10 protein-coding genes are annotated in these 15,135 nt (G+C 64.4%); 5 read left to right on the top strand and 5 right to left on the bottom strand.

The features are described 5' to 3' along the window. Positions 1 to 376: 376 nt before the first annotated feature. Together HF027_RS08610 and aptA are read right to left on the bottom strand one after the other, a co-directional pair. Positions 377 to 1,867, bottom strand: coding sequence for a CoA-acylating methylmalonate-semialdehyde dehydrogenase (locus HF027_RS08610; RefSeq protein ID WP_168014758.1), 1,491 nt, complete (start codon positions 1,865 to 1,867; stop codon positions 377 to 379). Positions 1,868 to 2,078: 211 nt separating this feature from the next. Next, on the bottom strand, positions 2,079 to 3,422 hold the full coding sequence (aptA, locus tag HF027_RS08615; RefSeq protein WP_168014760.1) for an omega-aminotransferase AptA: 1,344 nt from the start codon (positions 3,420 to 3,422) through the stop codon (positions 2,079 to 2,081). A 191-nt stretch (positions 3,423 to 3,613) separates the two neighbouring features. Here aptA and HF027_RS08620 point away from each other — a divergent pair, with 191 nt between their 5' ends. The 3 genes from HF027_RS08620 to HF027_RS08630 all read left to right on the top strand — a co-directional run bounded on the left by HF027_RS08620 (position 3,614) and on the right by HF027_RS08630 (position 5,927). Further along, on the top strand, positions 3,614 to 4,534 hold the full coding sequence (locus HF027_RS08620) for a LysR family transcriptional regulator (RefSeq protein WP_168014762.1): 921 nt from the start codon (positions 3,614 to 3,616) through the stop codon (positions 4,532 to 4,534). 134 nt (positions 4,535 to 4,668) lie between these two features. After that, the gene (locus HF027_RS08625) at positions 4,669 to 5,481 is read left to right on the top strand and encodes a DUF1206 domain-containing protein (RefSeq protein ID WP_168014764.1); all 813 of its coding nucleotides are present in this window, start codon (positions 4,669 to 4,671) and stop codon (positions 5,479 to 5,481) included. 287 nt (positions 5,482 to 5,768) lie between these two features. Beyond that, positions 5,769 to 5,927 carry a YqaE/Pmp3 family membrane protein gene (locus HF027_RS08630; protein WP_136253670.1) on the top strand — a complete coding sequence of 53 codons (159 nt, stop codon included), beginning with the start codon at positions 5,769 to 5,771 and terminating at the stop codon, positions 5,925 to 5,927. Between the two features lie 132 nt (positions 5,928 to 6,059). On the opposite strand, the gene HF027_RS08635 is transcribed toward HF027_RS08630, so the two are convergent. Then, positions 6,060 to 6,884 (bottom strand): acyl-CoA thioesterase, encoded by an 825-nt coding sequence (locus HF027_RS08635; RefSeq protein ID WP_168014766.1) that lies wholly within the window; start codon positions 6,882 to 6,884, stop codon positions 6,060 to 6,062. A gap of 77 nt (positions 6,885 to 6,961) precedes the next feature. Here HF027_RS08635 and tadA point away from each other — a divergent pair, with 77 nt between their 5' ends. After that, on the top strand, positions 6,962 to 7,417 hold the full coding sequence (gene tadA / locus HF027_RS08640) for a tRNA adenosine(34) deaminase TadA (RefSeq protein ID WP_168014768.1): 456 nt from the start codon (positions 6,962 to 6,964) through the stop codon (positions 7,415 to 7,417). A 16-nt stretch (positions 7,418 to 7,433) separates the two neighbouring features. On the opposite strand, the gene HF027_RS08645 is transcribed toward tadA, so the two are convergent. Both HF027_RS08645 and mltF read right to left on the bottom strand, forming a co-directional pair. Beyond that, a complete protein-coding gene (locus tag HF027_RS08645) occupies positions 7,434 to 9,401 on the bottom strand; it encodes a GGDEF domain-containing protein (protein WP_168014770.1) in 1,968 nt (655 codons plus the stop codon). Further along, on the bottom strand, positions 9,398 to 10,870 hold the full coding sequence (gene mltF / locus HF027_RS08650; protein ID WP_168014786.1) for a membrane-bound lytic murein transglycosylase MltF: 1,473 nt from the start codon (positions 10,868 to 10,870) through the stop codon (positions 9,398 to 9,400). Before mltF ends, HF027_RS08645 begins: the two co-directional genes overlap by 4 nt. A 158-nt stretch (positions 10,871 to 11,028) precedes the next feature. Here mltF and purL point away from each other — a divergent pair, with 158 nt between their 5' ends. Then, complete coding sequence (gene purL / locus HF027_RS08655; protein WP_168014772.1) at positions 11,029 to 14,949, top strand: phosphoribosylformylglycinamidine synthase; 3,921 nt, start codon at positions 11,029 to 11,031, stop codon at positions 14,947 to 14,949. Positions 14,950 to 15,135 lie beyond the last annotated feature (186 nt).

The raw sequence follows: 15,135 nt of genomic DNA on the forward strand, positions 1-15,135 counted from the left end.
ATTTAAAAGCAACTTTGCTGCTCAGTCCAAATCCCATTCCTCCCCAAAAGCTCAAGGTCCTTCGGCTTGGGATAGCGGCCGCCGCGACCCTCCTGCACGCAGTCGCCGCCGGCGAGGGTATCGTACATCGAACCATCGCGCACCTTGATATTGGCACATGAGCTGGGTCGAGCCTCCGACGTGAGAGTGGCTCTTTAGGGCGATACAGCGTTGGCTTCAATTATCATAAGGAGAGCCTAACTGAAGAGGGTAGACGACACCATTGCATTGCGAGTTGATGACGCGTTCAGCCACTTGTGCCGATCAACAAAAACGGCCAAGCCAGGCTATCTGGCTTGGCCGCTGCTATCGCGGTAAGGCGGTGGTTAACCGCTATTTATGACGGGAAGGAGAACTGGGCACCCTCACGGATACCGGCCGATGGCCAGCGTTGGGTGACGGTCTTGCGCTTGGTGTAGAAGCGCACGGCATCCGGGCCGTAGGCGCCGAGGTCGCCGAACAGCGAGCGCTTCCAGCCGCCGAAGCTGTGGTAGGAAACCGGCACCGGCAGCGGTACGTTGATGCCGACCATGCCCACCTGAATATGGTCGCTGAAGTAGCGGGCCGCTTCGCCATCGCGGGTATAGATGCAGGTGCCGTTGCCGTACTCGTGCTCATCGATCAGCTGCATGGCCTCCTGCATGGAGCCGGCGCGGACCACCAGCAGCACCGGGCCGAAGATCTCCTCGAGGTAGCAGGTCATGTCCGGGGTCACGCGATCGATCAGGGTGCCGCCGACATAGAAGCCGTTTTCAAAGCCCGGCACCTGGACGCCGCGGCCGTCGACCACGATCTCGGCGCCTTGCTGCTCGGCGCTTTGGATGTAACCGCAGACCTTCTCCTGATGCGCCTTTGTGATGACCGGGCCGAAGTCGTTGTCGGCGTCGTGGAAGGGGCCGACCTTGAGGGTCTTCATCGCTGCCTGCATCTTGGCGATCAGGGCATCGGCGGCTTCGTCACCCACGGCCACAGCCACGGACAGCGCCATGCAGCGCTCGCCGGAGGAGCCGAAGGCGGCGCCGGTCAGCGAGTTGACGACGTTTTCCATGTCGGCATCTGGCATCACGATGGCGTGATTCTTGGCGCCACCCAGCGCCTGGCAGCGCTTGCCGTTGGCACTGGCGCGGCGGTAGATATATTCGGCGATCGGCGTGGAGCCGACAAAGCTCACGGCCTTCACGCGGGAGTCATCGAGCAGGGTGTCGACGGCTTCCTTGTCACCGTTGACGACGTTGATCACGCCGGCAGGCAGGCCAGCCTCTATCGCCAGCTCGGCGATGTAGAGCGCTGAAGTTGGGTCACGCTCGGAGGGCTTCAGCACGAAGGTGTTGCCGCAGGCGATGGCCATGGGATACATCCATAGCGGCACCATGGCCGGGAAGTTGAACGGCGTGATGCCGGCGACCACGCCGAGCGGCTGGAACTCGCTCCAGGAATCGATGCCAGGGCCGGTGTTCTTGCTGTGCTCGCCCTTGAGCAGTTCCGGGGCGCCGCAGGCATATTCGACGTTCTCGATGCCGCGGGCGAGCTCGCCTCTGGCATCGTGGACGATCTTGCCGTGTTCCTGGCCGATCAGTCGGCAGATCTCGTCGGCATGCTGCTCCAGCAGCTGCTGGAAGCGGAACATTACCCGCGCCCGCTTGGCGGGCGGGGTGTCGCGCCAGGCCGGGAAGGCGGCCTGGGCGGCAGCGATGGCTTCCTCGACGGTGGCCTGGCTGGCCAGGCTGACCTGGCTGCCCACTTCACCGGTGGAGGGGTTATAGATGTCCTGGGTGCGACCCTCGCGGTCGACGCGGGCGCCGTTGATCAGATGGCCAAGCGTGGTCATATGCTTCCTCTCGAATAGGGTATGTAGCGTGCTTTCTTTCCGCTTTGGGTCGGTCGCCGTGGATAGCGTCAGTAGGGGCGGATGCCTCGGCGGGGCGACGAGGAGGCGCCGTAAACCCATCCCTGGGGGCTACTTTTGCCATCCATGGCAAAAGACCTCCTCTTTCGCCCCGTCCTCGGCGCCCCCTCAGGCGTCACATCGGTGGCCCTGTTCAGTCCAGTTCGCCGATGGCGTCACCGAGCGCGTTGATGACGCTGTCGATCTCCTCGCGTTCGACGATGAAGGGCAGACCGAGCTGGATGGTGTCGCCGCCGTAGCGCACGTAAAAGCCTTTCTCCCAGCACTTCATGGCGATCTCGTAGGGGCGGCGGGCCGGTTCATTGGGGTAGGGCTCGATCTGCAGGGCGCCGGCCAGGCCGTAGTTGCGGATATCGCTTACGTAGCGACTGCCCTTGAGAGAATGCAGGCCGTCCTCGAAGAGCGGGCTCATCTCGCGGACGCGCTCGATCAGGCGCTCCTGCTCGAGCACGTCCAGCGCGGCCAGGGCCGCGGCACAGGCCACCGGGTGGCCCGAGTAGGTGTAGCCATGGGGCAGCTCCATCATGTAATCGGGGCCGCCCTGCTCCATGAAGGTGTGGTAGATATCGCCCTTGACGATGACCCCGCCCATGGGCACCGCGCCGTTGGTCAGCTGCTTGGCGATGTTCATGATGTCCGGCACTACGCCGAATTCCTCGGCGCCGGTCATCGAGCCCATGCGTCCGAAGCCGGTGATCACCTCATCGAAGATCAAGAGGATGTCGTTGGCATCGCAGATCTCGCGCAGCCGCTTCAAGTAGCCCACGGGCGGCGGAATCACCCCGGCGGAGCCGGCCATGGGCTCGACGATCACCGCGGCGATGTTGGAGGCGTCGTGCAGGGCGATCAGCTCCAGCAGTTCCTCGGCGCGCTCGGCGCCGCGCTTTGGCATGCCGCGGGTGAAGGCGTTTTCCTTGAGCAGGGTGTGGGGCAGATGGTCGGCATCGATGCCCTGACCGAACAGGGCGCGGTTGGCGCCGATGCCGCCGAGGCTGATGCCGCCGAAGTTGACGCCGTGATAGCCCTTGGCGCGGCCGATCAGCTTGGTCTTGGTCGGCTTGCCCTTCTTGCGCCAGTAGGCGCGGGCGATCTTCAGCGAGGTATCGGCGCTCTCGGAGCCGGAGCCGGTGAAGAAGACATGGTCGAGCCCCGGCGGGGTCAGCCCACGGATGCGGTGCGCCAGCTCGAAGGCCTTGGGATGGCCGTACTGGAAGGCCGGGGCGTAATCGAGTTGACGCAGTTGCCGGGAGACCGCCTCGGCGATCTCGGGGCGGCAATGACCGGCGCCGCAGGTCCACAGGCCGGAGAGCCCATCGAAGATGCGCCGCCCGTCGGCCGCGGTGTAGTAGCTGCCCTCGGCCCCGACGATGATCCGCGGATCGCGCTTGAACTGGCGATTGCCGGAATAGGGCATCCAGTAGGCATCCAGTTGCTCGGCACTCAGGCCCGCGGTCTGCTGGTGGGAACGATCTGACATGGCAGCACCCTCATGGTGGTCATCGTCGTATGGGTGACGGTGGCGTATTAACCCCTGTATTGAGAAAGCCTGGTTCAGGGCGGCGATAAGTTAAATCTCGTCTTGTTGAATCTCATGTAACCAAACGCTTAACTTTACTCGGGGGCGGGCGTAGGCTGCGAAGAGGCATCGCGAGAAGGGAGGAAAGCGTCATGTCACGTCGCAAGGAGGCCCTGACAGGGCAGCTCAGCGATACCGACCTGCGCCTGTTGCGGATCTATCGCAAGGTGGTGGAGTGCGGGGGCTTCTCGGCGGCCGAGGTGGAGCTGAACATCAGCCGTGCCGCCATCAGCATGGCGATGAATGATCTGGAGACACGCCTAGCGCTGCGGCTTTGCCAGCGGGGGCGCAGCGGCTTCGCGCTGACCGACGAGGGCGCCGAGGTCTATGAGGCCACGCTGCAGTTGCTGGCGGCGACGGAGGGCTTTCGTACCCGGGTCAATAGCCTGCATGCCTGGCTCAAGGGCGAGCTCAACATCGGCATCACCGATAACCTGGTGACCATGCCACAGATGCACATCACCGATTCGCTCAGCGCGCTCAAGGAGCGTGGGCCTGACGTGCAGATCAACATTCGCATGATTCCGCCCAACGACATCGAGCTTGCCGTGCTGGATGGACGCCTGCATACCGGCGTGGTGCCTGAGCTCAAGACCCTGCCCGGCCTGCATTATCGTTCGCTCTACGAGGAGGCCTCGCAGCTCTATTGCGCTTCCGGCCATCCGCTATTCGACGTCGAGAACGTGACGGACGGGCAGCTGGCGAGCGCGGATGCCGTCATGCCTGCCTATGCCCAGGCCCCGGAGATCAAGGCGATGCACGAACCCTTAAGGGCCACCGCCACGGCCACGGACCGGGAGGGCATCGCCTTTCTGATTCTCTCCGGGCGTTATATCGGTTATCTGCCGACGCACTATGCCGAGCGCTGGGTTCGCGATGGCCAGATGCGTGCCCTGAATCCACAGAAGTGGCACTACCTGACCCGCTACAGTGCCATTACCCGTAAGGGCGCCCCTCCCAATCTGGTACTGGAAAGCTACCTTGAAGAATTGAAAAGCCGCATTGCGCCATAACACGGCTCCGCTGGCCGGGCAGTGTGCGGGTAGGGTCCTGCCAGGCTATATGCCTTGGCCAGCAGCACCTTTACCATCCTGAACCTAACGCATGGCGCCTGCTCTTGGCGTAGCCCTTCGACCACGGAGCCCTCATGACCCTACCCGAGATACGACTCAAGCAGGGCCTTTCCCTGGCGGCACGCGCCGGCTATATCGCCAAGGGCATCGTCTATCTGCTGATCGGTGGACTCGCCTGCCTGGCGGTGGTGGGTCTTGGCGGGGATAACGTGGGGTCGAAGGAGGCGATCAATCAGCTGGTCCGTCGGCCTTTCGGCGACGTCATGCTGGGCCTGCTCGGCATCGGGCTGTTCGCTTACGCCTTGTGGCGCCTGTTGCAGGCCCTGCTGGATGCCGAGGGGGTCGGCCTTGGTCTCAAGGGCATCGGCACACGGCTGGGCTTTCTCGTCAGTAGCCTCATGCACAGCAGCCTGGGGATCTACTGCTTCGATCTGTTGCGCAACCTGGCGATGTCGTCGGGCGAGGCCGCCGCCGAGGATCGTACCGCCCTGTTGATGAGCCACCGGGGCGGCGTCCTCCTGGTCTTCGCCGTCGGCCTGGTGTTCCTGGGCGTCGGCCTGCGTCAGCTGTGGCGGGCCATCAGCCGCTCCTACCTCAAGAACTGGCACCACCAGGAGATGTCCGCGGCGCAGCAGCACTTCTTCGAGGGCATCACTCGCTGGGGGTTATCGGCTCGCGGGGTGGTCTTCATGATCATCGGCCTCTTTCTGTGCATCGCTGCATGGCGCACCGATCCAAGCAAGGCTCAGGGGCTCGGCGGGGCGCTGAACGTGCTGGCCGCCCAGCCCTTCGGTCCCTGGTTGCTGGGCATCGTGGCCCTCGGCCTCTTCGGCTACGGGCTTTACTGCCTCATCAACGCCGCCTTTCGGGATACCAGTGTCGACTGAAGGCGCATGCACCACGCGCAGAGATACGCCGGGATCAGCGGCGATGGTGAGCCCCGATGGTGAGCCCCGTTGCCCATAAGTGGCGCTATGATGGGGATGACGCCTGCGGTCGTGTGATGCCCTGGTGCGCGTCGGTAGTATCGGCTGCTTGGCTGGAAGCGCGCTGCCAGGCGGCCCTTTCGGCTGCTGGCGGCATACCCGTGGAACAAGTCGGGGCCTTGGGTGGTCGATACGGGCCGGATCCATAGCCCCCAAGACACATATTCCCCCATACAAGGAGTTATTTCATGGATGTCATTCGCATTATACTCGCGATACTGCTGCCCCCGGTGGGTGTCTTTCTGCAAGTCGGCATCGGCCTGCACTTCTGGATCAACATCCTGCTGACGATTCTGGGCTATGTGCCGGGCATTGTGCATGCGGTGTGGATCATCGCGCGGCGGTGAGGTAATGGCAGGGGGCCATCGCCCCTAAGCGCTCTCGGGCGCTGCGCCGACCTGGGCGCCTACGGGGTAGGCGCCCATTTTATGTGTACGGGTTCTGTGTACGGGTTTTGTGTACTGATCCTGTGTAGTGGCTCAGCTCTCGAGGTCGCGCACGCGTGTAAGCCCCTCCTGGGCGGAGGAGGCGACCAGCCGACCCTTTCGATCATAAAGGCTGCCGCGGGCGAAGCCGCGGGCGCCACCGGCCCAGGGGCTGTCCATTTCGTAGCGCAGCCAGTCATTGACGGTGACGTCCTGATGAAACCAGAGCGAGTGATCGAGGCTCGCGATCTGCAGCCGGGGGTCACCGAAGGCAATGTCGTGGGAGACGAGCGAGGTAGTCAGCAGGTGGAAGTCCGTGCTGTAGGCCAGCAAGTAGCGGTGCAGGGCGGGGTCGTCGGGTAATTCGCCTGCCAGGCGGAACCATAGGCGTTTGCGCGGTGCGCCGTTCTCGCCGGGTGCCTCATCGTCTAGGTGCAGGAATTCGATAGGGTGGCCGTTGAAGCGCTGAACCTTGGCACCGTCCTGAATCAGCTGTTCCGGGTCGGCGACGTCAGGCATGGAGAGCTGGTGGTGGAAGCCGTGCTCGTCACCCTGAAAGGAGGCGCTGCAGAAAAATATCGGCTTGCCTTTCTGTATGGCGGTCACCCGGCGGGTGGTGAAACTGCCGCCGTCGCGGACCCGGTCGACCTGGTAGACCACCGGCAACCGGGGGTCGCCCGGACGCAGAAAGTAGCCGTGCAGGGAATGCACGCGACGCTCGGCGGGTACGGTGTGGGTGGCCGCCGAGAGTGCCTGGCCGAGTACCTGGCCGCCGAACAGCTGGGGAAAGCCCAGATCCTGGCTATGGCCTCGAAAGAGGTTTTCCTCGATCATTTCCAGCCCCAGCAGGGCCACCAGATCGTCCAGTGCTTGAGACATGATGTGATCCTCTGACATGGCGCCAAAACGCCATACGCTCGTTTCAATTTTCCACAGCATACCCGAGAGGCTCGCCGATGCGCAGCGATGAATTCTACATGCACCGCGCTCTGGATCAGGCGCGGCTTGGTCTTGCGGCGGGTGAGGTGCCGGTGGGGGCGGTCGTCGTCGATGATGCCGGTGAGATCATCGGTGAAGGCTTCAATGCGCCGATAAGCGGCCACGACCCCAGCGCGCATGCCGAAGTGCGCGCACTTCGTGACGCGGCCGCTCGGTGTGCCAACTATCGCCTCGATGGCTGCACGCTCTATATCACCCTCGAGCCTTGCCTGATGTGCACCGGGGCGATCATTCATGCGCGCGTGAGGCGTGTTGTCTACGGCGCTGCCGAGCCCAAGACCGGGATGGTGGAGTCCCGTGCCAATCTTTTCGTTCAGCCCTGGTACAACCATCGCGTCGAGGTGGAAGGCGGTCTGCTGGCCGTTCAGGCCAAGCGCTTGCTGAAGGACTTCTTTTCCGACCGCCGAGCCTGACTGACGGCGAGCATCGCTAGCCCGGCAGTGGAGCGCTGACCACCCGGTTGCGCCCCAGCTCCTTTGCCCGGTAGAGGGCGTCGTCGGCCACCTGCATCAGGCTTGCGATATTCAGTTCTCCCCGCTCAAGCACGGTCAGGCCGATGCTCATGGTCAGTGGGGTGCCATCGTGATGCATGAGCTTGGCATCCTTAAGGGCGGTCATGAGCTCGTCGGCCACCTGTCGGCCGCTGACGCTGTCGTAGCCTGGCAGCAACACCACGAATTCCTCGCCCCCGTAGCGTGCAAACATTCCGCCGGCCCGGGTCGCCACGGCATGGCCCAGCTCGCCCAGGCGTTGCAGACACTCATCGCCTGCCAGATGACCCAGGTTGTCGTTGATGCGCTTGAAGTGGTCGAGGTCACAGATCATCACGCACAGCGGGCGGACATCGTAGCGTGACTTGAGGTCGTCCATCAGCATCCGCCGATTGGGCAGGCTGGTCAGTTCGTCGTGGCGGGCAAGCCACTCCACCTCTTTCTGTAAGCGGGTCCGGGCCTCGATTTCCTGGTGCAGCTGGGTATGAGAGCGATGCAGAAGCTGGTGCTGTATGCCCAGGTGGCGGTGGGCGTAGAGGACCAGGAACAGCAGGTAGGCGAGACCAAGGCCGGTGGTCAGGCTGACGGCCGGCAGTCGCGCGTGGGAGGCCTGAAGTCGTTGTTGCGTGGGCAGGGTCGTCAGCATCAGCGGATGGTTGCCGATCTCGATCTGGGACCTGTGAGCCCAATCACGAACGCCCTCGGCGGCGCCCAGGGTGGCCAGGGGAGCCGAGGTCTGGCGCAGCTCGACCCGGGTTCGCTGGGCATCGAGCGTATCCTGCAGCGTATCGGTCAGGGTCTGCAGGCTGAGCACCATGGCGCTGGCGCCGATGAAATCGCCGCTGGCGACCTGGGTCGGCAGGTAGTAGATGATGCCGTATTGACCCTGTAGCAGCTTGAGTACGCCGGTAGTGGATTCCTGATGGTCGTCCAGAGCCTGCCGCTGAGCCGGGCGGCCGGCTGGCTGGCTCTCGTAAAGCCGCGTGCCGATGATGCGCCGATTGACCTCACTCATGGGATGGACGTGGCGAATGCGGGTATCCGGCGTGACCAGGGCGATATTCTCGAAGTAGCGGTAATCGTGGTACAGCGGCTCGGCCATCAGGGCCCAGGTGGCCGCATCCGGGGGCGCTTCGAGCAGCCGCCAGCTGTTGGCGAAGCGGCGGGTAGCCGCCAGCTGGTCGCCTACCTCCCGGGAGAGCTGTTCGGTCAGCCGCTGGTTTTCTGCGTCCAGCAGGCGGTGCAGCCGGCGATCCTCGATCGTCTGCTGATGCTGCGAGAAGGTCAGGGCCAGGATGCCGAGCGACATGGATTGCCAGAGAGGGCGCGACAGCAGTCGGCGCTCCTCGGCAGGCAAGCCGAAGAGGGACAGGCCGTGCGCCATCAGCAGGCAGCCCATGGCCGCCAGTGCGGCGGGGGATGCGGCATAGTCGAGGACCCAGCGGGTCGTCGCGCTCACGCCGAGGTCCAGTTGGGCAAGCCACATCAGCAGCGCCAGGCCGAGCAGCATGGGGCTTCCCAGCGCGGCCTGGCGCCCGCAAAGCTGGGTGCCGCCTAGCAGGATCAGGCACAGGGTGGCGAATAGCGGCGGCCGCCAGTCATCGAGGCTCGACCCGGAAGCCAGCCAGGAGGCGAGTGCGTGCCAAGCCTCGGTGCCGATCCAGTATTCGGGCAGCAGGTAGCTTGCGAGCCCAAGTGCCAGACAGCCAAGCGTCACTGCCGCGAGGCCACGCGCCAGGCGTGGCATGTGGGCTAGCCAGACCAGTTTGGCGAGCGTGAGTGCCAGCACGGCGAGCAGGCTGGGCTTTACGATCGTGTGGGTCTCGGACAGACCGGCTACTGTCAGGATGATAAGCGCTAGGGCGCACAGCAGCAGGGCGGCTGATGAGAGCAGTCGCGGCTTCATAATATGGGGGGAATCCGGTCGTAGTCCGGTCCGTCGTCACCATCTTCGCCTTCCGCGCGTTCGTTGAGCTGGAAGAACTGCTGTTGGCTGCGGTCGACGTAGTTGAGAATCTCGTAGTAGCGGCGGATGTTGCGGACATAGATCACGGGTTCGCCGCCGCGGGCATAGCCGTGACGCACCTTGGAATACCAGGCGCGCTTCTGTAGCAAGGGCAGTGCCTCGCGGACGTCTGGCCAGGCATAGGGGTCGCCGCCGCGCATCTCGGCGATCTTCTGGGCATCATACAGATGGCCAAGGCCGACATTGTAGGCTGCAAGCGCCATCCACAGCCGGTCGTCGCCGGTAATCTCCTCCTGCAGACGGTCCATGGTCTGGCGCAGGTAGCGCGCGCCGCCATCAATGCTCTGGGCCGGGTCGAGCCGGTTAGGAACGTTCATCTCCGCCGCCGTGGCGTTGGTCAGCATCATCAGGCCTCGCACACCGGTCGGTGAGGTGGCGCGGGGTTCCCAATGCGATTCCTGATAGCCGAGTGCCGCCAACAGCTTCCAGTCGAAGCCGGTCTCGCGAGCGGCCTTGCGAAACAGGGCATCATAGTCGTCGAGCTTCTCTTGCAGCTGGCGGATGAAGGTGCGGGCACCGACATATTCCAGATAGTCTTCCTGGCCGAAATACTGCTCGGTCAGCTCGCTTAGGGTGCCGTCACGACGCAAGGAGGCCAGGAAGGCGTTGGCCTTGCGCTGCAGGCCCAGGCCGTAGCTTGCGGGAAAGGCCCAGACCATGCTCAGGGGCTCGCCGAGGGTGACGCCAGCATCGACGCCTGTAAAAAAAAGACGATTGAGCGTGAACTGGTGAGTGAAAATGACGGCGGCATCCAGGTCGCCATCCTCGACGCGTTGCAACAGATCGGCGACTTCGAGATCGGCGGCTTCGCGCCAGCTCAGCTCGGGGAATTGGTCCTGCAGGCGGCGCAGTACTTCACCGATGCCGGAATCGCGGATAGTGGCAATCTCGAGCCCGATCAGGTCCTGGGTGCTATCCACTGGTGAAAGCCCACGGCGGTAGACGACCTGAGGCTGCAGGTCGAGGATCGCGGTGCTGTAATTGATATCGGTGCGGTCAGGCGTCAGGGTCAGGGCGGCAGCGCCGACATCGGCGTTGCCGCTGGCGACCGTGTCCAGCACGCCGGCGATATCGCTCTGGGTCTCCATCGACAGGCTGACACCCAGTTGCTCGGCGAAGCGGCGTGCCAGTTCGTACTCGAAACCGGTCGGCCCGCGGCGGCCTTCATAATAGCTGGTCGGGGTGTTGCGACTGACCACCGTCAGGAAGTCCCGGTCACGGACGTCTTCTAGATGGCGGTTGGGTGCCTGACTCTCGCGGTGGGGTAGCAGGGCCAGGGTCACGGCAACGCTCAGCGACAGGTACCAGCGATGGTAGTGCAGAAGATGTCGGGCGAAGGCCTTGAGCATTGGCAAAATCAGCAGCCTGTAGGAAAGCTCACCTTAACGGCCCATCTGCAGGCTGTCACCTCGCGGATTTCGGTGGCGCGGCCTTTCCAGTATCATAGTGTGCTCGTTGCCGCAGGCCGCGGCCCCATTTCATGCTTTGTTCCCGAGGCTCGAACGACATGCTCGAACTGCGAGGTGCTCCCGCCCTCTCTGACTTCCGTCATGCCAAGCTGATGGCCGCCCTGCGTACCCAGGTACCGGAGGTCGCCTCCCTCACGGCCGACTACGTCCATTTCATCGACCATGACGGCGATCTGTCCGCCGAGGAAACCGCGACCCTCGAGCGTCTGCTGGATTACGGGAGTCAAACCCCGGCCGGCACGCCCGATGGTCATTTCTTTCTGGTGGTGCCGCGAATCGGCACCCAGTCGCCCTGGTCCTCCAAGGCAACCGACATCGTGCGCAACTGTGGGCTGGACAAGATCCAGCGCCTCGAGCGCGGCGTCGCCTATCGGGTGAAGCTCGATGGAACACTCTCCAAGGATGCCTTCGAGGCCATCGTCGATGTGATCCACGACCGCATGACCGAGTCGGTGCTGACCAACTCGACCGATGCGGCCAAGTTGTTCTCTCATCAGGCGCCGGCGCCGCTGGGTCAGGTCGATGTGCTGGCGAAGGGCCGTGCGGCCCTGGTCGAGGCCAATCAGGCTCTCGGGCTGGCGCTCGCCGAGGACGAGATCGACTATCTGCTCGAGTCCTTCGAGGGACTGGGTCGCAACCCGGCCGACGTCGAGCTGATGATGTTTGCCCAGGCCAACTCCGAGCACTGCCGGCACAAGATCTTCAATGCCGACTGGGTGATTGATGGCGAAGCGCGGCCGCGCTCGCTGTTCAAGATGATCAAGAACACCCATGAGTGCTCGCCCACGGATACCCTCTCGGCCTACAGCGACAACGCCGCGGTGATCCGGGGCAGTGAGGCAGGGCGTTTCTTCGCTGCGCCGCTGACCGGCAAGGCGGGCGAGCGGGCGACCTATGCAAGCCATCAGGAACCGATCCAGATCCTGATGAAGGTCGAGACGCATAACCACCCGACGGCCATCGCCCCGCATCCCGGCGCGGCGACCGGCGCCGGTGGCGAGATCCGCGACGAAGGCGCCACCGGTCTCGGTGGCAAGCCCAAGGCCGGCCTGACCGGTTTTTCCGTCTCGAATCTGCGTATTCCCGAGTTCGTGCAGCCCTGGGAAGCCTTCGACTACGGCAAGCCAGGACGCATTCAGTCGGCGCTCTCGATCATGCTCGAGGGCCCGATCGGCGGCGCCGCCTTCAACAACGAATTTGGCCGCCCGAATCTTGCCGGCTACTTCCGCACCTATGAACAGGACGCCCTGGGCGCCGGCGGCATCGAACGCCGCGGCTATCACAAGCCGATCATGCTGGCCGGCGGTTATGGCAACGTGCGTGCCGGCCACGTCGAGAAGGGCGAGATCCCGGTCGGCGCCAAGCTGATCGTGATGGGCGGCCCGGCCATGCTGATCGGCCTGGGCGGCGGGGCGGCCTCTTCCATGGCGTCCGGCAGCTCGAGCGAGGATCTCGACTTCGCCTCGGTGCAGCGCGACAACCCCGAGATCGAACGCCGCTCCCAGGAAGTCATCGACCGCTGCTGGTCGCTGGGTGAGCAAAACCCGATCTGCTTCATTCATGATGTCGGTGCCGGCGGTCTCTCCAACGCCCTACCGGAGCTGGTCAAGGACGGGGGGCGCGGCGGTGTCTTCGAGCTGCGCGCGGTGCCCAACGCCGAGCCGGGCATGAGCCCGCTGGAAATCTGGTGCAACGAGGCTCAGGAGCGCTACGTGCTGGCGGTACCGCCCGAGCAGCTCGAGACCTTCGAGGCCTTGTGCGAGCGTGAGCGCTGCCCCTTCTCGGTGGTTGGCGAGGCCAGTGAGGCACACCACCTCGAGGTCCGCGACGGCCACTTCGATACCAAGCCGGTCGATCTGCCGATGAGTGTGCTGTTCGGCAAGCCGCCCAAGATGCAGCGCGAGTTTCACCGCGAGACGCGCGAGATGCCGGGCATCATGCTCGACAACCTGGATCTGCGCGAGGCGCTGGATCGGGTGCTGCGCCTGCCGGCGGTGGCCTCCAAGAGCTTTCTGATCACCATCGGCGACCGCTCGATCACCGGGCAAGTGGCCCGTGACCAGATGGTCGGTCCCTGGCAGGTGCCGGTGGCGGATGTCGCCGTGACCACTGCAAGCTTCGACACCCACCAGGGCGAAGCCATGGCGATGGGCGAGCGGCCGCCGGTGGCGTTGATCAATCCCGCTGCCAGCGCGCGCCTGGCGGTGGCCGAGGCGATCACCAACCTGGCTGCCTCGCCGATCGAGAAGCTCTCCGATATCAAGCTGTCCGCGAACTGGATGAGTGCCGCTGACCATACCGGCGAGAACCAGGCGCTGTATGACGCCGTTCACGCCGTGGGCATGGAGTTGTGCCCGGCGCTGGGGATCGCCATTCCGGTAGGCAAGGACTCGATGTCCATGCGCACCGCCTGGCAGGACGAGGACGGCGAGGACAAGAGCGTTACCGCGCCGCTGTCGCTTGCCATCACCGGTTTTGCACCGGTCACCGATGCGATGCGCACCCTGACCCCGCAGATCAATCTGGAGCAGGACGAGTCCGATCTGATCCTGATCGACCTTGGCGCTGGCCGGAATCGCCTTGGCGGCTCGGCGCTGGCCCAGGTCTATGGCCAGGTCGGCAACGATTGCCCGGACGTCGACGATCCCGAGGATCTGAGGGCCTTCTTCAGTGTCATCCAGGGGCTGAACGCCGATGGCCAGCTGCTGGCCTATCACGACCGCAGTGATGGCGGCCTGATCACCACCCTGCTGGAGATGGCGTTCGCTTCTCACTCAGGCCTCGAGATCAAGCTCGACTGGCTGGTCGATGAGCCGGTTGAAGCAGTGAATGCGCTGTTCAGTGAGGAGCTCGGCGCGGTGATCCAGGTCAACCGCCGCGACACTGAAGCGGTGCTTGCCCAGTTCGCGGCCGCCGGCATCGACACCTGCGGTGTCATCGCGCGTCCGCGCTACGACGACCAGGTGCGTGTCACCCTGTTCGAGGAGCCGCTGCTCGAGACTACCCGCCAGCTCACGCAGCGTGCCTGGAGTGAGACCAGCTACCGCATGCAGGCGCTGCGTGACAATCCGGAGTGTGCCAAGGACGAGTTCGACAGCTTGCTCGATGCCCGCGACCCGGGCCTGTCGGCGACGCCGAGCTTCGATGTCGATGAGGACGTAAGCGCCCCATACGTCAACCTGGCTCGCCCGCCCATGGCCATCCTGCGTGAGCAGGGCGTCAACGGCCATGTCGAGATGGCAGCGGCCTTCGACCGCGCCGGCTTCGAGGCGGTGGACGTGCACATGAGTGATATCCTCGCCGGTCGCGTGGGTCTCGATGAGTTCAAGGGGCTGGTCGCCTGTGGCGGCTTCTCCTATGGCGATGTGCTGGGCGCCGGCGGTGGCTGGGCCAAGTCGGTGCTGTTCAACGAGCGTGCCCGCGAGCAGTTCGCGAGCTTCTTTGCGCGCGAGGACAGCTTCTCGCTGGGCGTGTGCAACGGCTGCCAGATGCTCTCCCAGCTCAAGGAACTGATCCCCGGCGCCGAGAACTGGCCGCGCTTCGTGCGCAACGAGTCCGAGCAGTTCGAGGCCAGGGTGTCGATGGTGCAGGTCGAGAAGAGCCCCTCCATCCTGCTTGCGGGCATGGAAGGCTCGCGGCTGCCGATCGCCGTGGCTCACGGCGAGGGCAGGGCCGAGTTCCGCGACGCGGGCCACCTGCGCAGCATGCAGGGTAGCGATCAGATCGCGATGCGCTACGTCGACAACTACGGCCAGGTCACCAGCCGCTATCCGGCCAACCCCAACGGCTCCGCCGCGGGGATCACCGGCCTGACCACCCCGGGCGGACGCGTCACCATCATGATGCCGCACCCGGAGCGGGTGGCTCGCGCGGTGACCAACTCCTGGCGGCCGGCCGAGTGGACCCAGGACGGTGCCTGGCTGCGCCTGTTCCGCAACGCCCGCGCCTGGCTTGGTTGAGTGAAGATCGGCCCGACCTAGAGGCCCACGCAAGACCAGAAAGCGCCGCCCCGAGGGCGTAATGCCAGTCAGTTAAGCCTACCTTCAATAAGCTGATCATGAGACCTTTCCCTGTCAGGTACACTGACACGGGAAGGTCCATGCATTTCAGCAACGCCATCGATGCCATTGCCAAGGCGGTGCCCG

This window comes from Halomonas salinarum (assembly GCF_012062845.1).
GTDB lineage: Bacteria > Pseudomonadota > Gammaproteobacteria > Pseudomonadales > Halomonadaceae > Onishia > Onishia salinarum.